General features: G+C 59.4%; 13 protein-coding genes and 2 pseudogenes. 12 read left to right on the top strand and 3 right to left on the bottom strand.

All coding sequences use genetic code 11. From position 1 onward, the window contains the following. Together HBO10_RS30830 and HBO10_RS30825 are read right to left on the bottom strand one after the other, a co-directional pair. A pseudogene (locus HBO10_RS30830) lies at positions 1-177 on the bottom strand (ribonucleotide-diphosphate reductase subunit beta); the annotation flags it as partial. A gap of 554 nt (positions 178-731) precedes the next feature. Then, entirely contained in the window at positions 732-1,001 is a 270-nt protein-coding gene (locus HBO10_RS30825; protein WP_034128473.1) for a DUF2790 domain-containing protein, read from the bottom strand. A gap of 397 nt (positions 1,002-1,398) precedes the next feature. On the opposite strand from HBO10_RS30825, the gene acs reads away from it, so the two are divergent. From acs to argR, 8 genes and pseudogenes are all read left to right on the top strand, one after another. After that, entirely contained in the window at positions 1,399-3,354 is a 1,956-nt protein-coding gene (acs, locus tag HBO10_RS30820) for an acetate--CoA ligase (protein WP_005790645.1), read from the top strand. Positions 3,355-4,049: 695 nt separating this feature from the next. After that, the gene (locus HBO10_RS30815; RefSeq protein ID WP_034128472.1) at positions 4,050-4,835 is read left to right on the top strand and encodes an ABC transporter substrate-binding protein; all 786 of its coding nucleotides are present in this window, start codon (positions 4,050-4,052) and stop codon (positions 4,833-4,835) included. A gap of 91 nt (positions 4,836-4,926) precedes the next feature. Beyond that, entirely contained in the window at positions 4,927-5,616 is a 690-nt protein-coding gene (locus HBO10_RS30810; RefSeq protein WP_169922252.1) for an ABC transporter permease, read from the top strand. Continuing rightward, positions 5,613-6,311, top strand: a complete 699-nt coding sequence (locus HBO10_RS30805) for an ABC transporter permease (RefSeq protein WP_003193625.1) — start codon at positions 5,613-5,615, stop codon at positions 6,309-6,311. Before HBO10_RS30810 ends, HBO10_RS30805 begins: the two co-directional genes overlap by 4 nt. 1 nt (position 6,312) lies before the next feature. Then, the gene (locus tag HBO10_RS30800) at positions 6,313-7,368 is read left to right on the top strand and encodes a succinylglutamate desuccinylase/aspartoacylase family protein (RefSeq protein WP_169922251.1); all 1,056 of its coding nucleotides are present in this window, start codon (positions 6,313-6,315) and stop codon (positions 7,366-7,368) included. A gap of 84 nt (positions 7,369-7,452) precedes the next feature. Next, complete coding sequence (locus tag HBO10_RS30795) at positions 7,453-8,217, top strand: ATP-binding cassette domain-containing protein (RefSeq protein ID WP_014719598.1); 765 nt, start codon at positions 7,453-7,455, stop codon at positions 8,215-8,217. 34 nt (positions 8,218-8,251) lie between these two features. After that, a pseudogene (locus HBO10_RS31610) lies at positions 8,252-8,338 on the top strand (outer membrane lipoprotein carrier protein LolA); the annotation flags it as partial. Between the two features lie 97 nt (positions 8,339-8,435). Beyond that, a complete protein-coding gene (gene argR, locus HBO10_RS30790) occupies positions 8,436-9,416 on the top strand; it encodes a transcriptional regulator ArgR (RefSeq protein ID WP_034128470.1) in 981 nt (326 codons plus the stop codon). 8 nt (positions 9,417-9,424) lie between these two features. Here argR and HBO10_RS30785 read toward each other — a convergent pair whose 3' ends face one another. Beyond that, the gene (locus HBO10_RS30785; RefSeq protein WP_034128469.1) at positions 9,425-14,452 is read right to left on the bottom strand and encodes a DUF6543 domain-containing protein; all 5,028 of its coding nucleotides are present in this window, start codon (positions 14,450-14,452) and stop codon (positions 9,425-9,427) included. A gap of 389 nt (positions 14,453-14,841) precedes the next feature. Here HBO10_RS30785 and HBO10_RS30780 point away from each other — a divergent pair, with 389 nt between their 5' ends. The 4 genes from HBO10_RS30780 to astD all read left to right on the top strand — a co-directional run bounded on the left by HBO10_RS30780 (position 14,842) and on the right by astD (position 19,837). Then, positions 14,842-16,062, top strand: a complete 1,221-nt coding sequence (locus HBO10_RS30780; protein WP_034128468.1) for an aspartate aminotransferase family protein — start codon at positions 14,842-14,844, stop codon at positions 16,060-16,062. 212 nt (positions 16,063-16,274) lie between these two features. After that, a complete protein-coding gene (gene aruF, locus HBO10_RS30775; protein ID WP_015885475.1) occupies positions 16,275-17,294 on the top strand; it encodes an arginine/ornithine succinyltransferase subunit alpha in 1,020 nt (339 codons plus the stop codon). Between the two features lie 51 nt (positions 17,295-17,345). Further along, a complete protein-coding gene (astA, locus tag HBO10_RS30770; RefSeq protein WP_003193612.1) occupies positions 17,346-18,371 on the top strand; it encodes an arginine N-succinyltransferase in 1,026 nt (341 codons plus the stop codon). Continuing rightward, entirely contained in the window at positions 18,368-19,837 is a 1,470-nt protein-coding gene (astD, locus tag HBO10_RS30765; protein WP_161793223.1) for a succinylglutamate-semialdehyde dehydrogenase, read from the top strand. The genes astA and astD overlap by 4 nt, the downstream gene beginning before the upstream one ends. Positions 19,838-19,968 lie beyond the last annotated feature (131 nt).

The following is a 19,968-nucleotide window of genomic DNA, read 5'->3' as shown; positions in this document are numbered from 1 at the left end:
ATTGGCGCGCACGATGGCGGCGGAGTCGTTGGCGGTGACGGCGCGGGCTTCCACGGCGGCGGCGGCGCCGGCACCGTCGAGGCGGTCCATGTTGGCTTCGGTGGCGTGGCCGGCGTTGGCGCCTTTGGCGGCTACTTCGCCTTCTTCTTCTTTGTCGAATTCGTCCCAGCTCAGCATGACGTGTCGTCTCCTGCGTGAGGGCTCAAAGGTGCCCGTGTGAAACCGGATGGTTGGGTGTTCACACGGCCCTAGGGCCGCGGTGGATCTTAAGGAATCGTTTGTTGCAACAGCTCGCGCAGGCAAATAAACGGAATCAGGTTGCGGGTGCTGCATGAGGCTTGAGGGGCGCAGCGATGCGTGCTTGCTGCAGCGCAGGCTCAAGGTCTGGCTCTTTATCCCTGTGTAAAGGGATATTGCAGGCCCGATTTACCCGCGCATTATAGGGAAAAATTCAGGTTTGTGTTGCGGCGGATGGTCACTTGGGAGCGCCAAAATGACGTGGGTTTCGGCCAAAGCGAGTGTTTGCAAGGCTTTGCTGGGCGTGGGGGTTTTTGACGGGCGGGGATGTTTTTTTTGGGGCAGGGGAAGGGGGCGTAAAAAGAGTGGTCGTGGCTGAAATCGCCATCGCAGGCAAGCCAGCTCCCACAATTGATGTGGGGTGTATTCAAGGGCGGGTTCTTGGCCGCAAGAACGATTTCTTGCGGCAATTAAGAATCCAACTTCAGAAGTTGTTAGCCGTTAGAGCAACCATTGCCCATTACTTGATAGTTAAGAATATGACGCTGGCCTTGAGAATCTTCATATTCCATCTTCACCGGTACAACTTCGCAGACTTCTGGAATGCTGCTCATGGACAAGACTTTGGCCACATCCAAGTGCGTGCTATAGGTGTAGTCCTCGACAATCGGGGCGTTCTGGCCGGCCAGTTCAGTCGGGGCTTCGTCCGCCAGGGCGGCGGTGGCGCACAAGCTGCTCAGGGCGATCACTAATAACGCTTTCATTTCTTCATTACCTTCTTCAGGGCGAAAGGGGGCACGGGGCCCTTGTGAGGCCGCGTGTGTCACTTAAAAGTTGGGAAGTTCGGATTAACGTTGCCTTCGTGGGGGCTGTTGCGTTGTTAATCAGAGTGCCTTGTTGGCGGAGTTGATTTTAGGCGCCTCGGTTATATTCATATACCCGTGGTTTTGATAAACACTTTTGGCGGTTTTTGTAACAATCCCTCAATCAAGATTTTTTCAGAAACCTGCCAGCCGCCGCAGCACGCGGGCCAGAGCGGTGAAAAGGCATAGCAGGGCAATTTGTAGGGTCTTGTTACTACCATCGTCGAATGGTTCTATAGGCCCACCCCGGCTACAACAGGGGCCATACAACAACAACTATGTCACCGAGGTAAGAAAGATGAGTGCGGCTTCCCTGTACCCCGTTCGCCCCGAAGTAGCAGCCAACACGCTGACCGACGAGGCGACCTACAAGGCCATGTACCAGCAGTCGGTGGTCAACCCCGATGGCTTCTGGCGCGAGCAAGCCAAGCGCCTTGACTGGGTCAAGCCTTTCACCGCGGTGAAGCAGACCTCTTTCGACGACCACCATGTCGACATCAAATGGTTCGCCGATGGCACCCTGAACGTTTCCTACAATTGCCTGGACCGTCACCTCGCCGAGCGTGGCGACCAGATCGCAATCATCTGGGAGGGCGACGACCCTGCCGAGAGCCGCAACATCACCTACCGCGAGTTGCATGAAGAAGTCTGCAAGTTCGCCAACGCCTTGCGCGGCCAGGACGTGCACCGCGGCGATGTGGTGACTATCTATATGCCGATGATTCCCGAAGCCGTGGTCGCCATGCTGGCCTGTACCCGCATCGGCGCGATCCATTCGGTGGTGTTTGGCGGTTTTTCCCCAGAAGCCCTGGCCGGTCGCATCATCGACTGTAAGTCGAAAGTGGTGATTACCGCTGACGAAGGCATTCGCGCCGGTAAGAAAATTCCGCTTAAGGCTAACGTTGACGACGCACTGACCAACCCGGAAACCAGCAGCATCCAGAAGGTGATCGTGTGCAAGCGCACCAATGGCGCGATCAAGTGGAACCAGCATCGCGACATCTGGTACGAAGACCTGATGAAAGTGGCGGGCACCGTGTGTGCGCCAAAAGAGATGGGCGCCGAAGAAGCGCTGTTTATCCTCTATACCTCCGGCTCTACCGGCAAGCCCAAGGGTGTGCAGCACACCACCGGTGGCTACTTGCTCTATGCGGCCCTGACCCACGAGCGCGTATTCGACTATCGCCCAGGCGAAATCTACTGGTGCACCGCCGACGTCGGCTGGGTCACTGGCCACACCTACATCGTCTACGGCCCGCTGGCCAATGGCGCGACCACGCTGCTGTTCGAAGGCGTGCCGAACTACCCGGACATCACCCGCGTGGCGAAGATCGTCGACAAGCACAAGGTCAACATCCTCTACACCGCACCGACCGCGATCCGCGCCATGATGGCCTCCGGCACCGCGGCCTGTGAAGGCGCCGACGGCAGCAGCCTGCGCCTGTTGGGTTCGGTGGGTGAGCCGATCAACCCGGAAGCCTGGGACTGGTACTACAAGAACGTCGGCCAATCCCGTTGCCCGATCGTCGATACCTGGTGGCAGACCGAAACCGGTGCCACGCTGATGAGCCCACTGCCAGGCGCCCATGCGTTGAAGCCGGGTTCGGCGGCACGGCCGTTCTTCGGTGTGGTGCCGGCGCTAGTGGACAACCTGGGCAACATCATCGAAGGCGCCGCCGAAGGCAACCTGGTGATTCTGGATTCCTGGCCAGGCCAGGCGCGTACCCTGTACGGCGACCATGACCGTTTTGTCGACACCTACTTCAAGACCTTCCGCGGCATGTACTTCACCGGTGACGGCGCACGTCGCGATGAGGATGGTTACTGGTGGATCACTGGCCGTGTGGATGACGTGTTGAACGTGTCCGGCCACCGCATGGGTACTGCCGAGATCGAGAGCGCCATGGTTGCGCACCCCAAAGTCGCCGAGGCGGCGGTGGTGGGCGTGCCGCATGACATCAAGGGGCAGGGCATTTATGTGTATGTCACCTTGAAGAATGGTGAAGAGCCCAACGAAGCACTGCGCCTGGAGCTGAAAAACTGGGTGCGCAAGGAAATCGGGCCGATTGCCTCGCCGGACGTAATCCAGTGGGCGCCTGGGTTGCCGAAAACGCGCTCGGGGAAAATCATGCGGCGCATTTTGCGCAAGATCGCCACGGCTGAATACGATGGGTTGGGGGATATCTCCACCCTGGCAGATCCGAGCGTGGTGGCGCATTTGATTGAAACGCACAAGACCATGAACGTCGCGTAAGCGGGGTAGGTGGGACAGAGCCCCATTCGGTGCAAGCCGGGTGGGGCTTTTTTTGGGGACTCAGAAGCACCGAGGTTCAACGTGGGAACTGGCTTGCCTGCGATAGCTATTTATCAGTTAGCCCATCTTTGGCTGATACACCGTTATCGCAGGCAAGCCAGCTCCCACAGTTCAGATCGCATTCCATAAAGGGGTGTGGGTGGCGGTCTGACAGAGCCGCATCACAACCAAGCCAATAAATATCGGTTTTTTCGGTAGGACGTTTCTGAATGTTACCGGCCCGCCCAAATGTGTAACCACCCGCACAAAGCTGGGGCAATGGACCACGCCCACGCCCTGAAAAACCGCGTTCTAGACACTCCCAAAAATAAGATTAAACGCCAGACTTGCCGTGCTAGAAGGGTTTGCGAATAATAGGCCCGCAATTTGCAGCATCATCAGGTTTAATATCTTTTGTCTCTGCATAAAATTCAGAGGCTGTCAATGTGTTGGAACCGCTTTCTCAGTGCTTCTGTAAATTGTTGTCGCATTGAGGAAATATCGGCTTCCGGCCTGTCGTTAGAATGCCGATCACTCGCTCGTCGTCGCAGGTGTCGCCCGCGCAGGACGCAGCACCGCTATTCGGTTACACCTTCGCCGCATCGTGGGCCATGGCTCATACTGCTGTTTTTGCCCTATACCGATGGAGTCCCAAGATGAAGAAACTCGTGCTGTTGGGCGCCCTGGCGCTGTCCGTGCTGTCCATGCAGGCTTTCGCCGAAGGCAAGCCGCTGAAAATTGGTATCGAAGCGGCTTACCCTCCGTTTGCCTCGAAGGCGCCGGATGGCAGCATCGTCGGTTTTGACTACGACATCGGCAATGCGCTGTGCAAGCAGATGGACGTCAAGTGCACCTGGGTTGAGCAGGAATTCGATGGCCTGATCCCTGCGCTGAAAGTGCGCAAGATCGACGCGATTCTGTCGTCCATGTCCATCACTGAAGACCGCAAGAAATCCGTGGACTTCACCACCCGCTACTACCTGTCCCCAGCGCGCCTGGTGATGAAGGAAGGCACCACCGTCAGCGACAGCCTGGATGAGTTGAAGGGCAAGAAGATCGGTGTGCAGCGCGGTTCGATCCACGATCGTTTCGCCCGTGAAGTCCTGGCGCCAAAAGGTGCGGATATCAAGGGTTACAGTACCCAGAACGAAATCTACCTGGACGTGGCTGCCGGTCGTCTCGACGGTACCGTGGCTGACGCCACCCTGCTGCAAGATGGTTTCCTGAAAACCGACGCCGGCAAAGGCTACGCGTTTGTAGGCCCATCGTTCACCGAAGCCAAATACTTCGGCGACGGTATCGGCATCGCAGTGCGCAAAGGCGACAAGGAAAACCTTGAGCGCATCAATGCGGCCATCGCTGCAATCCGTGCCAACGGCGAATACAAGAAAATCCAGGACAAGTACTTCGACTTCGATATTTACGGCGCTGACGCCAAGTAACTCATCGCAGCTGTCTGTCCGAAATGGCGCAAGCAACAGTCATCCTGAAGTTTGCGCCATTTTTTCATCCCCCTTTTCGAGGACCTGAATCATGTTGAAAGGCTACGGGGCCGTTATCCTCGATGGCGCTTGGTTGACGCTTCAGCTCGCCTTGTCGTCCATGGCCTTGGCCATTGTTCTGGGTCTGATCGGGGTCGCGCTACGCCTGTCGCCGGTACGTTGGCTGGCTTGGCTGGGCGACTTGTACTCCACGGTGATCCGCGGGATCCCCGACCTGGTGCTGATCCTGCTGATTTTCTACGGCGGTCAGGACTTGCTTAACCGCGTCGCGCCGCTATTGGGCTTTGACGACTATATCGACTTGAACCCCCTGGCCGCCGGTATCGGCACCCTGGGTTTCATCTTTGGCGCTTACCTCTCGGAAACCTTCCGTGGCGCCTTCATGGCCATTCCCAAGGGCCAGGCCGAAGCCGGCCTGGCGTATGGCATGAGCAGCTTCCAGGTGTTTTTCCGGGTGATGGTGCCGCAGATGATTCGGCTGGCGATCCCCGGGTTTACCAACAACTGGCTGGTATTGACCAAGGCCACCGCGCTGATTTCGGTGGTAGGTCTGCAAGACATGATGTTCAAGGCCAAGCAGGCGGCAGACGCCACCCGCGAGCCTTTTACCTTCTTCCTCGCAGTGGCGGCGATGTACCTGGTGGTCACCAGCGTGTCGTTGCTGGCCTTGCGTTACCTTGAGAAGCGCTACTCGGTAGGCGTAAGGGCGGCTGATCTATGATCTTCGACTACAACGTCATCTGGGAGGCCATGCCGCTGTACCTTGGCGGCTTGCTGACCACCCTGAAACTGCTCGCTATCTCGCTGTTCTTCGGCCTGCTCGCGGCCTTGCCCCTGGGCTTGATGCGCGTGTCCAAGCAGCCGATCGTCAACGGCGTGGCCTGGCTTTACACCTACGTGATCCGCGGCACGCCGATGCTGGTGCAGCTGTTTTTGATCTACTACGGCCTGGCACAGTTCGAAGTGGTGCGCGAAAGCTTCCTGTGGCCGCTGCTGTCCAGCGCAACGTTCTGTGCGTGCCTGGCGTTTGCGATCAATACCAGCGCCTACACCGCCGAAATTATCGCCGGTAGCCTCAAGGCCACGCCTAACGGTGAGATCGAAGCGGCCAAGGCCATGGGCATGTCGCGCTACAAACTGTACCGCCGCATCCTGTTGCCGTCGGCCCTGCGCCGTGCGCTGCCGCAGTACAGCAACGAAGTGATCATGATGCTGCAGACCACCAGCCTGGCGTCCATCGTTACCCTGATCGACATCACCGGTGCCGCGCGTACGGTCAATGCCCAGTATTACCTGCCGTTCGAAGCCTATATCACCGCTGGCGTGTTCTACCTGTGCCTGACCTTCATCCTGGTGCGCCTGTTCAAGTTGGCCGAGCGCCGCTGGCTGAGCTACCTGGCTCCACGGAAGCACTGATATGGAACGTATCGATCATCTGCTGCCCTGGGGGCATTTGGGCTGCGAGCGCCAACTGAGCGTGTTCCGCTTTGGCAGCGGCGAGCGCAAGGCCTATATCCAGGCCAGCCTGCACGCCGATGAGTTGCCGGGTATGCGTGCCGCGTGGGAACTGAAAAAACGCCTCACAAAGCTGGAGCAGCAGGGCGCCCTCAACGGCGTGATCGAGCTGGTGCCGGTGGCTAACCCGATGGGCCTTGGCCAGCTGTTGCAAGGCAGCCACCAGGGGCGTTTCGAAGTGGGCAGCGGCAAGAACTTCAATCGCGACTTCGTTGAGTTGAGCGATCCGGTCGGTGCATTGTTGCAAGGCAAACTGGGTGATGACCCGCACGCCAATGTGCGCATGATTCGCCAGGCCATGAGCGATACGCTCGCCGCCTTGCCCGAGCCGAGCAGCCAGTTGCAAGGCATGCAGCGTATCCTGCTGAGCCATGCCTGCACCGCCGATGTGGTGCTGGACCTGCATTGCGACGCCGAAGCCGCACTGCACATGTACGCGCTGCCCCAACACTGGCCGCAGTGGCGGTCGCTGTCAGCACATCTGAATGTGAAGGTCGGCCTGCTGGCGGAAGATTCCGGCGGCAGTTCGTTTGACGAGGCGTGCTCGTTGCCGTGGCTGCGTTTGTCGCGCCTGTTCCCGCAGGCGCAGATTCCGCTGGCCTGTCTGGCGACGACGTTGGAGTTGGGCGGCCAGGCCGACACAGGCCGTGATGAAGCCATCTTCCACGCCGAAGGCATCCTTGCATTCCTCGCCGAACAAGGCTTGATCAAGGGCGAATGGCCCGCGCCGCAACACGAACCTTGCGAAGGTGTGCCTTTCGAGGGCACCGAACTGCTGTTCGCGCCCCATGCCGGGGTGATCAGTTACCTGCGTAAAGCGGGCGACTGGGTAGAAACCGGCGACGAGATTTTTGAAGTGATTGACCCCCTGACTGACCGCGTAAGCACTATTTGCGCGGGCACCTCGGGGGTGTTGTTTGCCGTTGAACGGCTACGTTATGCCCAAGCGGATTTCTGACTGGCCAAGGTGGCGGGGCGCGAAGCGCTGCGTCACGGGCGCTTGCTCAACGACTGACCACCTGTTTTTGTGAGAACCGACCGCATGTACAAGCTTGAAGTCCAAGACCTGCATAAACGCTATGGCAGTCATGAAGTGCTCAAGGGTGTGTCCCTGGCCGCCGCCGCCGGTGATGTGATCAGCATCATCGGTTCCAGCGGTTCGGGCAAAAGTACCTTTTTGCGCTGCATCAACCTGCTGGAGCAGCCCCACGCCGGCAAGATTCTGCTCAATAACGAAGAGCTGAAACTGGTGGCCAACAAGGACGGCGCCATGAAGGCTGCCGACCCCAAGCAACTGCAACGTATGCGTTCACGCCTGTCCATGGTGTTCCAGCATTTCAACCTGTGGTCGCACATGACCGCGATTGAAAACGTGATGGAAGCCCCGGTGCACGTGTTGGGCATATCGAAGAAAGAGGCCCGTGAAAAGGCCGAGCATTACCTGGCCAAAGTCGGCGTGGGCCATCGTAAGGATGCGTTCCCGGGCCACATGTCCGGTGGCGAGCAGCAGCGCGTAGCGATTGCTCGTGCGCTGGCGATGGAACCTGAGGTGATGCTGTTCGACGAACCTACTTCGGCGCTGGATCCGGAGTTGGTGGGCGAAGTGCTCAAGGTCATGCAGGATCTGGCCCAGGAAGGCCGCACCATGGTGGTGGTGACCCACGAAATGGGCTTTGCCCGGGAAGTGTCGAACCAGTTGGTGTTTTTGCACAAAGGCATTGTTGAAGAGCGTGGCAATCCGAGGGAAGTGCTGGTGAACCCGCAGTCCGAGCGCCTTCAGCAATTCCTGTCCGGCAGCTTGAAATAGTCAAGGTTGCCACCCATCCCCTGTAGGAGCGAGCTTGCTCGCGAAGATCGTCAACGATAACGCGGGAAGCCTGATACCCCGTGGCGTTCTCAGGTTTTTCGCGAGCAAGCTCGCTCCTACAGGAGGGCAGGGCTTCATTGTTTTTGAGATTTGTGTTGGTTTACGGGCTAGCATTGGCCCACAGCTTCTTTCACCGTTTTCGCTCCGGATAGCACTCCATGACCGCCCACAAAATTGGTTTCCTGATTTGGCCCAGCACAAAAGCACTCACGCTTGCGCTGGCTGAGGAGGCCTTGCGCGTTGCTCAGCGGGTGCATCCGGATGTGGTCTACGAATTGTCGTTTCTGCAGGCCGAGCCGCAAACCGAGGGGGCCTGGCAACTGCCGGGCGAGCCGTGGGCCGGCAAGCTGGAAGGTTTTCAGAAACTGTTCCTGCTGGCGGATGAGCCGCCTGCCGCCATCGCCTCGCAGCTCAGCACAGCGCTCAAGCAGCTGGTTCGGGCTGGTTGCGTGATCGGCGGGTTATCGGCGGGCGTGTACCCATTGGCCCAGCTTGGTTTGCTGGATGGTTATCGTGCTGCCGTGCATTGGCGCTGGCAGGACGATTTCGCCGAGCGTTTCCCCAAGGTCATCGCCACCAGCCACCTGTTTGACTGGGACCGTGATCGCCTGACCGCTTGCGGCGGCATGTCGGTACTTGACCTGCTGTTGGCGGTACTGGCCCGTGACCATGGCGCCGAGTTGGCCGGTGCCGTGTCTGAAGAATTGGTGGTGGAGCGCATCCGTGAGGGCGGCGAGCGCCAGCGCATTCCGTTGCAAAACCGCCTGGGCTCCAGCCATCCGAAGCTGACCCAGGCGGTGTTGTTGATGGAAGCCAATATTGAAGAGCCGCTGACCACCGATGAAATTGCCCAGCACGTGTGCGTGTCGCGACGACAGCTGGAGCGCATCTTCAAGCAGTACCTTAACCGCGTTCCCAGCCAGTATTACCTGGAACTGCGCCTGAACAAGGCGCGCCAGATGTTGATGCAAACCAGCAAGTCGATCATCCAGATCGGCCTGTCGTGCGGCTTCTCCTCGGGGCCGCATTTCTCCAGCGCCTACCGTAACTTCTTCGGCGCTACTCCCCGTGAAGACCGCAACCAACGGCGCAGCAGCAGCCCGTTCGAGTTGTCGTCGGTGCCCTCCGAGCGCGGTTGAGCGGCGGGCTATTCATCGCCCTCTGTGTCGGGTCCACCGCTGACGGAGTCCTGGTTGGGATTGATCGGCGGGGGTTGTAAAGCTTCCGGTACATCGAAACTTACCGCCGTGCGGTTGTAATAACTGCGCAGCATGGCGATCGCCGCGGGCGAGAACGGGTTGCCGCTGAGGTCGAAGCCCTGGGCTCTGTCTGCATCCATTTCAAGGAGGTCGCTGGGCAGCTCGCTAATCTGGTTATTGCGCAAGCTCACTTGATCAAGCGATGGCAGGTTGAATATTCCGTTCGGCACTTGCGTGAGGCCAGCTTCTTCGATCATCAAACCTGTCAGCCCCGACATTTTGCTGATGTCGGGCGCGACGCCCAGCGGGTTATGACTCAGGTCCAGGTACTCAAGGTTTTGCAGGTCGCTCAGGGCGTCGGCGCTGGTGGTGGTCAAGCGAATATGGCTGTTTGCAAGGCTCAGTGACTTGAGTTTGGGTAGATTGAACACGGCGCCAGGAATGTCGTTCAAGGCATAGCGGTAGATCAGCAGGCTTTCCAGGTTGGGAAAGTGCTCGAGAAATCCCTGGGGAATCGACGTAGTTTCCTCTGCTCTCAATTCCAGCTTCGAAATGTGCTCGAAATCGATATTCAATGACGGTAGATCGCCTAGCGGCGCCAGCGTCACTTCCATTTCGTGGGAGGCGGCAGGCGGCTCTTGATCGGAGTCCAGAGCGGTTTCCCGTCGCCAAGCTGCTTCCAGCACTGTTTTGAGTTCGTCTCGCACCAACTGCTGCTGAGCCTGGGCTTGCTCGTCCAGTGGTGCCCTCGTACGCGGATGCTGCGCCGGCACACTCACTATCCATTCCTGCAAATCGGCTTGAAGACGCTCGTAGTCCGCTTTCAAGCGCACCAAGTGTGCCATTGAGTCGTCCAGGCCGCCGGGCAGCCTGAAGATGAAGTTATTCGCCTGGTCGACGCTGTACTTGGGGTAAAGCGCTTGCACCATAAGCCTCTGCGCGGGGTTGGCATCAGCACCAAAATGTTCGCCGGTTATCTGGCAATAGGCTTTGATCCTCTGCAGCGTGGCGCGTGAGAACCCGTTGCCTGACAGGTTAAAGGCTTTGGCGGCATTGCCTGGCAGTTGGAAGATCAAATCAGGCAGCCGACTCAAATAGTTGTTGCTCAGATCGGCGCTGACTAGTTGGGGGCGATTGAGCAAGTTCTCGGGAAACAGGGAGATATGGGTTCCGCTCAGGTTCAGCGTCTGTAGTTCAGGCATGTGCCCGAGGTTGGGAGACCGTGACAGCTGATTGTTGTTGGACAGGTCCAGGCTTTTGAGTCCTGTGAATGGATCAAGATCTGTGCGGTTTTGCAGGGTCAGGTTGCAGTTGCGCAGCGTCAGTCTGTCAAGGTGAGAAAGTGCGATGACCTCGGGAGGAATTGTGTTGAGGGCAACGTCGCTCAGATGCAACGTACGTAGGTTGGGGAAGTGGGTGAGGAAACCTGGCGCTCCCCGGGTAGTGGGGTAACCCTTTAGCGTCAAACTGGAAATGTGATCGAAGTTTGCATTGAGTACAGGCAGTTCGCCGTGTATGGGGTAGCCAAGGTTCAGTGTGCGTCCGATTGCGTGGTCAGTATCGATCGGCGTTTCATGGCGCCAGCCGCGGAGCAGTTCTTGTGTCCATATCCAGCGGTGCAGTTCCGCTTCGGCGACCGTGGAAGGGGGCAGCGGGGCATCGGTGTTGAGAGAGGCCTGCAAGAGGCTCGAGCGCCAGGCCATCAGATCGGTTTTCAGTCGTAAAAGCTCGTTTTTCAGGTAGCGAAGCGTCTGTAAGGGAGTGCTGGGATAGCTGTTCAAAATGTCCAGTGTCTGAGCCAGCTCTTGCGGGCTCAGGCCAGGGTACAGTTCGTGTAACAACGCCAACTCGGGGGTGCTGCCGGCCTCAGGCGGTGTGGCGGGGTAGCCTTCCATGCCGCCGGGCAGGCGCATCAGCCTGGGGTCGTAGGCAGGTTTGCGCACTGGATCCTGGGCCAACAACGCGCCGAGCGCTTCACGTGTCAGGGGGCGCTGGCTCAAGGTTTGCCGCAACAACGGACCCTGGCCGATATGAATGCCCAGCGCATCGCGCTGAGTGTCAGGCAGGGCCTGCAGGACGGCAGTGTAAAAATCCGTTTCGGCAAGCACCATGCCTTTTTCGTCTTCGGGGATGTACTCGCCTTCGATGGTACGCACCAGGGTGCGTTTGATCGGTGCTTCAAGATCGCCGATTGCATCGTGCAGCTTGCCGGTTCGCTTGAAGTCGCGCACTTCCAGGCGCACAGACGGCGACCAGCCCGGCAGGTTTTCCAGCGAGTGCAGGGCGAGGCGGTGGGTGTCGCTGTTTTCCAGAGCGGTCATGTACAACCCTTCATGCGCCCGGCTGATTCGAACGTGATGAGCGGCCCAGCGTGCTCGCTCAAGTACCGGCGCGGGTACCTTGCCTTGGTCGATGTCCAGCAACTGCTGGCCGGTGGAGCAGCGTAATACATCTTCGGCGGCGCTCGTTGGCAGGCCGGGCGCGGCGTCGATGATGGTTTGCAGGCGTGCGTCAGCGGTTATCTCCAGCCCGCGATAACGCGAGTCGAACAGCGAGGCGCGGCTTTTCTGAGCTGCGCGTGCCAGTTGTTTGCGCAGTTTAGCGGTGCGTGCAGGCAGGGTGGGCGTGGGGCCGAACGGCTCTTCAAGCAAGGTTTTGCGTTCCGACTCGTTCAAGGTTTCCAGCACGATCGTCAGCAAATCGCCCTTGTTCATCTGGGCTTCGTGTATCTGTGCCACGGCGGCGTTTTTATGGCCTTTGTGCTCCCAGACGGTTTCACCTTTGGCGTTGAGAAACCGCAGGGTCTTGGATTCGGGCCATAGGCCCGTCTGGCTCAGCAGCCACAGTTGCGTTTGGGTATCAGCCTTCTGATACATCGCAGGGTCATCGCTGTTCATTTGGTCGATGAAAGTTTGCAGCTGCTCATCGATCCGGATGCGCTTGAGTGTGTCGGCCAACAGCGGCGGTGGCGGTTGGTGGTCCATGTACAGTTTGCGCAGGGCGTCATCATTGGTCTCGCTGATGCGACTGGCTCTTTCAAGACCGGCTTCGCTGATACCTTCGGCAGATGGGCCGAGCCGGCGCAGCAAGGTGGTGCGATTCCAGGTCAACGGGCGATCCACGGGCGTCAACCAGGCGCCCTTGCCATTGCTCAGTACGCGTGGGCGGTAGGCGTGGGGGCGCGTAGGGTGTTCAAGGCTAGCGTTGCCCGAGGGTTGTTTGATGGAGAAATATTGCCCGTCCAGCGCCAGGATCTGCTTTTGTTGATGGGCATGTAATCCCTGCGGGCCGGGGCGCGCCCCCGGAACCAGTTGAATGTCGTGGGCGTAGGGCGCCAGGTCGGGGTTCCACAGACGGGTTTTACGGTCGGTGGTCACCGGAGTGAGTCTGTCAAAGAAGTCCCATAGCGCCTTCGGTAGCGTCTGTCGCAACAGGTTTTCGGCTATCGGTGCGCCGACCGCGAACATCCCCAGTTGGACCATTTGCTCAAGGATTGACATCAGGTGCCCGAATGCCTGGCGCTTGAGCCCTTCGGCCCAGTCGAGCACGCCTTCGAACACATCGTCGAGCAGTTGATAGGCGGTATAGCCGAGCATCAGTAAGCCCAGCGGCGGAACAAAGGGTGTTGCGATGAAGGCGGCGATTTCGAGAATGGCTTCACCGATTTTCTGCACAACCTCCCAGTGCCGCCAGCGAGCATTTCTGTCAGCGTCGGCGGTGGGAATGGCCGTTACGCGAGCATCGTTGAGCAACTTATCAAGCTTGTTCTCATACAGGTGCTCGTACAGGTCGTTGGTGATTTTTGTCGCATAGAATTGCAGGTTGGTTTTGGCCACGGGTTCGTCACGCCAGACAGGGCGGGGGTCGCCCGAAACATGCTCGTGCCAGACGACCTGTGATAAGCGGCTGTTGAGATCGGCAAAGAAGTAGCCACGCTGTTCATGCCTGACGAAACGGCTGAAAAACGCCTGATAGTCGGCGCTGCGCAGTTTGTTCGCCAGGTCCTGCATGAAAGCCTGACCGTTGGCGTAATACTTGAGCGGCGATTGCGGGTCGCCCGGAATGTAGGCCACCATCGGGACGGCGCTGCGATTGGACTCCAGGTCGGCGGCGAACAGCACGATGCCGGTCAAGGGGGCGTTCATCAGACTAAGGTCATGGCACAGCAACGGCCTGCCGTTCAGGTCGCCGATCAGGTTTTTGAGAAAGCTGCGAAGTGCATTGAACGCTTGGGGCGATACATCTTTTTTCAGCTGCGCCATATGCAAGCTGGCTTGGGCGTCGGCTTTCAGGCTGTTGATGACCTTTTGGCGCAGTTGAGCCTTGATCGCCGCGTCATTGAAGCCCAAAAGGTTCTTGAGGTAGCGCTGGTATTGCTTGCCGACATCCAGCGTGCGGCATAACCCAATGAATTGCGCGATGCTGATTTTCTCGCGTAATTGGGGCAGCGTGTTGAATTGCCCGGTGGCGGAGGGCTGAGTAATGAATGTCGACTCTGGGGCATATGCCGTCGGCTTGCTTTCGTCCGCATCAAAGTTGTGCAATGCCGCCTCCACCAGTGAAACGGTCCAGGTTTTGGCGCCAGTTTCTATGGGAAGCAGCGGTGTGGTCTGTGGGATATACAAGCGCAGGTAAATAGCGCTGACGTCGCAGTCGGCGTCGAACTGCTGCTTGAGTGCCTGCTGCAGCAAGGGGGCGGCAAATGCCTGCGGGGATTGGAGCATGGATAGGGCGCTGTCGACTTGGTTTTGTGCCTTCCAACTGTTCTCCAGGGCCTTCTTGGCGGGAGCTTGCTGGGTGCGGTTGGCATCGCCATACCAATCGGCGAATTCAATTGGGCTGTTTTTCAGGGCCTGACGCCGGGCACTTGAGGCGTTCCCTAGCCATTTCGGTAGGCGGGGGTTGACCTCGGCGGGCACTACGGCTGCGACTTGTGCGAGGTGTTGGGAGAGCGAGGTCTGAGTTGGGGTGGGCATGGGCTGGATCTTCATTGAGTTGAGGCAGCGACATCACACCAACTTTGATGCAGCGCTGGAGCATATATAGTGATGCCCGCAACGAAACCCGCAGACCTTGCCCCTGTCTGCCTTGCGTATTGAGGCCGTGCTGCACGGAACGCAGGTAGGCGAGGCTGGATCGTTAGGGCGTGCCAACCCTTTCGCTGCATGATCCTGACGTAAACCTGCCGCAGCGTTTAAACTGCGCCATTGCGACGCTATTTGTCGCATTGGCGTAAACCCGCGAAAAACACGGGTTGGCGCTATAAGAAGTTGTCGCTTGGCGACAAGGCCCCACTGAAAACTGTCCTTACAATCCCTGCATCGCCCGCCAGTTCCAGGCAGGCGTTCCTCTTCAGGAGACTCCGATGTCCGTTGAGCAAGCCCCGGTGCAACGTGCCGATTTCGACCAGGTGATGGTGCCCAACTACGCACCTGCTGCCTTTATTCCTGTGCGTGGCCAAGGTTCGCGCGTGTGGGACCAGGCCGGTCGAGAGCTGATCGACTTTGCCGGCGGCATCGCGGTTAACGTTCTGGGCCACGCCCATCCGGCACTGGTCGGTGCCTTGACCGAACAGGCCAACAAACTCTGGCACGTCTCCAACGTGTTCACCAATGAGCCGGCGCTGCGCCTGGCCCACAAGCTGATCGACGCCACCTTTGCCGAGCGCGTGTTCTTCTGCAACTCCGGCGCCGAAGCCAACGAGGCCGCCTTCAAGCTGGCCCGTCGCGTGGCGTTCGACCGTTTTGGCAGCGAGAAGTACGAGATCATCGCCGCGCTGAACAGCTTCCACGGCCGTACCCTGTTCACCGTCAACGTCGGTGGCCAGTCGAAGTACTCCGATGGTTTCGGGCCTAAAATCACCGGCATCACCCACGTTCCTTATAACGACCTGGCCGCATTGAAAGCCGCGGTGTCGGACAAGACCTGCGCCGTGGTGCTGGAGCCGATCCAAGGTGAAGGCGGCGTACTGCCAGCCGAACTGGCTTACCTGCAAGGCGCCCGCGAACTGTGCGACGCGAACGACGCGCTGCTGGTGTTCGACGAAGTGCAAACCGGCATGGGCCGCAGCGGACACCTGTTTGCCTACCAGCATTACGGCGTGACCCCGGACATCCTCACCAGCGCCAAGAGCCTGGGCGGCGGCTTCCCGATTGCGGCGATGCTGACCCGTGAAGACCTGGCCAAGCACCTGGTAGTCGGCACCCACGGCACCACCTACGGCGGCAACCCGCTGGCGTGCGCGGTAGCGGAAGCGGTGATCGACGTGATCAACACCCCAGAAGTGCTGGCGGGTGTGAATGCCAAGCACGACCTGTTCAAGGCGCGCCTGGAGCAGATCGGCAAGCAGTACGGCATCTTCACCCAAGTGCGTGGCATGGGCTTGTTGATCGGTTGCGTACTCAGCGATGCCTTCAAAGGCAAGGCTAAGGACGTGTTCAACGCGGCCGAGAAAGAAAACCTGATGATCCTGCAAGCCGGCCCCGACGTGGTGCGTTTTGCGCCGAGCCTGGTGGTGGAAGAGGCGGACATCAACGAAGGCCTGGATCGTTTTGAGCGTGCTGTGAAGACGTTGACGCAAGCCTGATAGCGACACATTTTATTGGCCGGACCTGAACACATATGGGAGCTGGCTAGCCTGCGATAGCATCACCTCGGTGCCGTTGATATACCGAGTTGCCTGTATCGCAGGCAAGCCAGCTCCCACATGGAACTGCTGACACATTGAGACCGATGGGTATCCAGGGCCTGTGTCCGGCATTTTTTCCTCTGTGAGTTTTCGAGTTAAGGAGTGACACCATGCTGGTGATGCGCCCCGCGCAAATGGCTGATCTGGGCGAGGTACAGCGTCTGGCTGCGGACAGCCCGATTGGTGTCACCTCCTTGCCGGATGATGTGGAACGCCTGAGCGACAAGATCGCGGCCAGCGAAGCTTCTTTCGCGGCCGAGGTGAGTTTCAACGGTGAAGAGAGCTATTTCTTCGTGCTGGAAGACACCGAGACCGGCAAGCTCGCCGGCTGCTCGGCCATCGTGGCCTCGGCCGGTTACTCCGAGCCGTTCTATAGCTTTCGTAACGAGACCTTCGTGCACGCCTCCCGCGAGCTGAAGATCCACAACAAGATCCACGTGCTTTCCCAGTGCCACGACCTTACCGGCAACAGCCTGCTCACCAGTTTCTACGTGAAGCCTGCGCTGGTCGGTTCGCCGTGGTCGGAACTCAATTCCCGTGGCCGACTGCTGTTTGTCGCCAGCCATCCCGAGCGCTTTGCCGACTCGGTGGTGACCGAGATTGTCGGCTACAGCGACGAGAACGGTGACTCGCCGTTCTGGGATGCCATTGGCCGCAACTTCTTCGACCTCAACTACGCCGCCGCCGAGCGCCTGTGCGGGCTGAAAAGCCGTACCTTCCTCGCCGAGCTGATGCCGCACTACCCGATCTACGTGCCGCTGCTGCCGGACGAAGCGCAAGAAGCCATGGGCCAGGTGCACCCGCGTGCGCAAATCACCTTCGACATCCTCATGCGTGAAGGTTTCGAAACTGACCATTACATCGACATCTTCGACGGTGGCCCGACGCTGCACGCACGGGTGTCGGGCATTCGCTCGATTGCCCAGAGCCGCGTGGTGCCAGTGAAAATCGGTGAGATGGTCAAGGGCGTCGGTCGCCAATACCTGGTGAGCAACGCGCAGTTGCAGGATTACCGCGCGGTGATGCTGGAGCTGGACTACGCGCCCGGCAAACCAGTGACCCTGGACCTGGCGGCAGCCGAAGCGCTGGGTGTTGGCGAAGGCGCCAGTGTGCGCCTGGTTGCGGTTTAAAAAGAGAGTTTCGCGGGTGGCTGACAACAGCGGCCCGTTCGAGGAGATAGCATGATCGTTCGTCCCGTACGCAGCAGCGATTTACCGGCCCTGATAGACCTGGCGCGCAGCACTGGCACCGGCCTCACCACCTTGCCGGCCAACGAAGAGCGCCTGACCCACCGGGTGGGCTGGGCGGAAAAAACCTTTCGCGGCGAAGCCGGGCGCGGCGATGCCGACTACCTGTTCGTGCTGGAAAACGACGAAGGCCGCGTGGTGGGAATCTCCGCCATCGCTGGCGCCGTTGGCCTGCGCGAGCCGTGGTACAACTTCCGGGTTGGGCTGACTGTCAGCGCTTCCCAGGAACTGAATATCTACCGTGAGATACCGACGCTGTTCCTGGCCAACGACCTCACCGGTAATTCCGAATTGTGCTCGTTGTTTTTGCATGCCGATTACCGCAACGGCCTCAACGGTCGCATGCTGGCCAAGGCGCGCATGTTGTTTATCGCCGAGTTCCCGCAACTGTTCGGCAACAAGATCATTGCCGAGATGCGCGGTGTGTCCAACGACGCCGGGCGTTCGCCGTTCTGGGAAAGCCTGGGCCGGCACTTCTTCAAGATGGAGTTCAGCCAGGCCGACTACCTCACGGGCGTGGGCAACAAGGCGTTTATCGCCGAGCTGATGCCCAAGTTCCCGCTGTACAGCTGCTTTCTCTCCGAAGACGCGCGCAATGTAATCGGCAAGGTCCACCCGGACACCGAGCCGGCGCTGAGCATGCTCAAGAGCGAAGGCTTCAGCTACCAGGGCTATGTGGATATTTTCGACGCCGGCCCGGCGGTGGAATGTGAAACCAGCAAGATCCGTGCGGTGCGCGACAGCCAGTCACTGGTGTTGGCCATCGGCACGCCGGGGGACGATGCCACGCCGTTCCTGATCCATAACCGCAAGCGCGAGGAATGCCGTATCACCGCCGCTCCGGCCCGTCTGGCGGCAGGTACGCTGGTGGTCGATCCACAGACTGCCAAGCGCCTGCAATTGGTGGTGGGTGATCAAGTACGTGCTGTTGCGTTGTCCGCTGCTCGGGAGTCCAAATAATGAATTCGCTGTATATCGCAGGTAGCTGGCTGGCTGGCCAGGGTGAGCTGTTTGAATCGCGCAACCCGGTGACTCAGCAAGTGCTGTGGGCTGGCAATGGTGCCAGTGCTGAACAGGTCGAATCCGCCGTGCAGGCTGCGCGTCAGGCATTCCCGGCATGGGCCAAGCGCCCGCTCGAAGAACGCATCAGCGTGCTGGAAACCTTCGCCGCTACGCTTAAAAGCCGTGCCGATGAAATCGCCCGCTGCATTGGCGAAGAAACCGGCAAGCCACTGTGGGAGTCGGCCACTGAAGTCACCAGCATGGCCAACAAGATTGCGATCTCGGTGCAAAGCTACCGCGAGCGTACCGGCGAGAAGAGCGGCCCCCTGGGCGACGCCACCGCTGTGTTGCGCCATAAACCCCACGGTGTGGTGGCGGTATTCGGCCCTTACAACTTCCCTGGGCACTTGCCCAATGGGCACATCGTCCCGGCGTTGCTGGCGGGCAATACCGTGCTGTTCAAGCCGAGCGAGCTGACCCCCAAGGTCGCCGAGCTGACCGTACAGTGCTGGATCGAAGCCGGTTTGCCGGCGGGCGTGCTCAACCTGCTGCAAGGCGCGCGGGAAACCGGCATCGCCCTGGCGGCCAACCCAGGCATCGACGGCCTGTTCTTTACCGGCTCCAGCCGCACCGGCAACCACTTGCACCAGCAATTCTCAGGGCGCCCCGACAAGATCCTGGCCCTGGAAATGGGGGGTAATAACCCGCTGGTCGTGGACGAAGTCGCCGACGTGGATGCGGCGGTGTACACCATCATCCAGTCGGCGTTTATCTCGGCGGGCCAGCGTTGCACCTGCGCGCGCCGCTTGCTGGTGCCGCAAGGTGCCTGGGGCGATGCCTTGCTGGCGCGCCTGGTGGCGGTGAGTGCGAGCATTGAAGTGGGCGCTTTCGATCAGCAACCGGCGCCGTTCATGGGGTCGGTGATCTCCCTGGCTGCGGCCAAAGCCTTGATGCAAGCCCAGGAACTGATGTTGGCCAATGGCGCCGTGGCACTGCTGGAAATGACCCAGCCTCAGGCTCAGGCCGCATTGTTGACCCCTGGAATCATCGACGTAACCGGGGTGACGGAACGTGAAGACGAAGAGCTGTTCGGCCCGCTGCTGCAGGTGATCCGCTATGCGGATTTTGCCGGTGCCATCGCTGAGGCCAACAACACCCAGTACGGCCTGGCCGCTGGCCTGTTGTCGGACTCCGAAGCGCGTTACCAGCAGTTCTGGCTGGAAAGCCGCGCCGGTATCGTCAACTGGAACAAGCAGTTGACCGGCGCTGCCAGTACCGCGCCGTTCGGTGGTGTCGGGGCGTCGGGCAATCATCGCGCCAGTGCCTATTACGCGGCGGATTATTGCGCGTACCCGGTGGCGTCGTTGGAAACGCCAAGCCTGATAGTCCCGGCAACGCTCACGCCAGGTATAACGCTGATCTAAATGTGGGAGCGGGCTTGCTCGCGAATGCGGTGTTTCATTCAACATTTGAAGTGACTGAACCACCGCTTTTGCGAGCAAGCCCGCTCCCACAATGGATCTGTGGTGTATTCAAGTGATTTGATGCCTATAAA

It is taken from the genome of Pseudomonas sp. WS 5503 (genome assembly GCF_012985385.1).
GTDB lineage: Bacteria > Pseudomonadota > Gammaproteobacteria > Pseudomonadales > Pseudomonadaceae > Aquipseudomonas > Aquipseudomonas paracarnis.
The sequence above is the reverse complement of the archived record's forward strand: the minus strand, read 5'-3'. Positions and strand labels throughout refer to the sequence as shown.

Bases quoted from the DNA above. Each gene is read 5' to 3' on its own strand.
- HBO10_RS30795 (WP_014719598.1), top strand. From the start codon at position 7,453: ATGTACAAGCTTGAAGTCCAAGACCTGCATAAACGCTATGGCAGTCAT.
- HBO10_RS30785 (WP_034128469.1), bottom strand. From the start codon at position 14,452: ATGCCCACCCCAACTCAGACCTCGCTCTCCCAACACCTCGCACAAGTC.
- HBO10_RS30810 (WP_169922252.1), top strand. From the start codon at position 4,927: ATGTTGAAAGGCTACGGGGCCGTTATCCTCGATGGCGCTTGGTTGACG.
- HBO10_RS30800 (WP_169922251.1), top strand. From the start codon at position 6,313: ATGGAACGTATCGATCATCTGCTGCCCTGGGGGCATTTGGGCTGCGAG.
- astA (WP_003193612.1), top strand. From the start codon at position 17,346: ATGATCGTTCGTCCCGTACGCAGCAGCGATTTACCGGCCCTGATAGAC.
- HBO10_RS30805 (WP_003193625.1), top strand. From the start codon at position 5,613: ATGATCTTCGACTACAACGTCATCTGGGAGGCCATGCCGCTGTACCTT.
- aruF (WP_015885475.1), top strand. From the start codon at position 16,275: ATGCTGGTGATGCGCCCCGCGCAAATGGCTGATCTGGGCGAGGTACAG.
- acs (WP_005790645.1), top strand. From the start codon at position 1,399: ATGAGTGCGGCTTCCCTGTACCCCGTTCGCCCCGAAGTAGCAGCCAAC.
- HBO10_RS30825 (WP_034128473.1), bottom strand. From the start codon at position 1,001: ATGAAAGCGTTATTAGTGATCGCCCTGAGCAGCTTGTGCGCCACCGCC.
- HBO10_RS30815 (WP_034128472.1), top strand. From the start codon at position 4,050: ATGAAGAAACTCGTGCTGTTGGGCGCCCTGGCGCTGTCCGTGCTGTCC.
- argR (WP_034128470.1), top strand. From the start codon at position 8,436: ATGACCGCCCACAAAATTGGTTTCCTGATTTGGCCCAGCACAAAAGCA.
- HBO10_RS30780 (WP_034128468.1), top strand. From the start codon at position 14,842: ATGTCCGTTGAGCAAGCCCCGGTGCAACGTGCCGATTTCGACCAGGTG.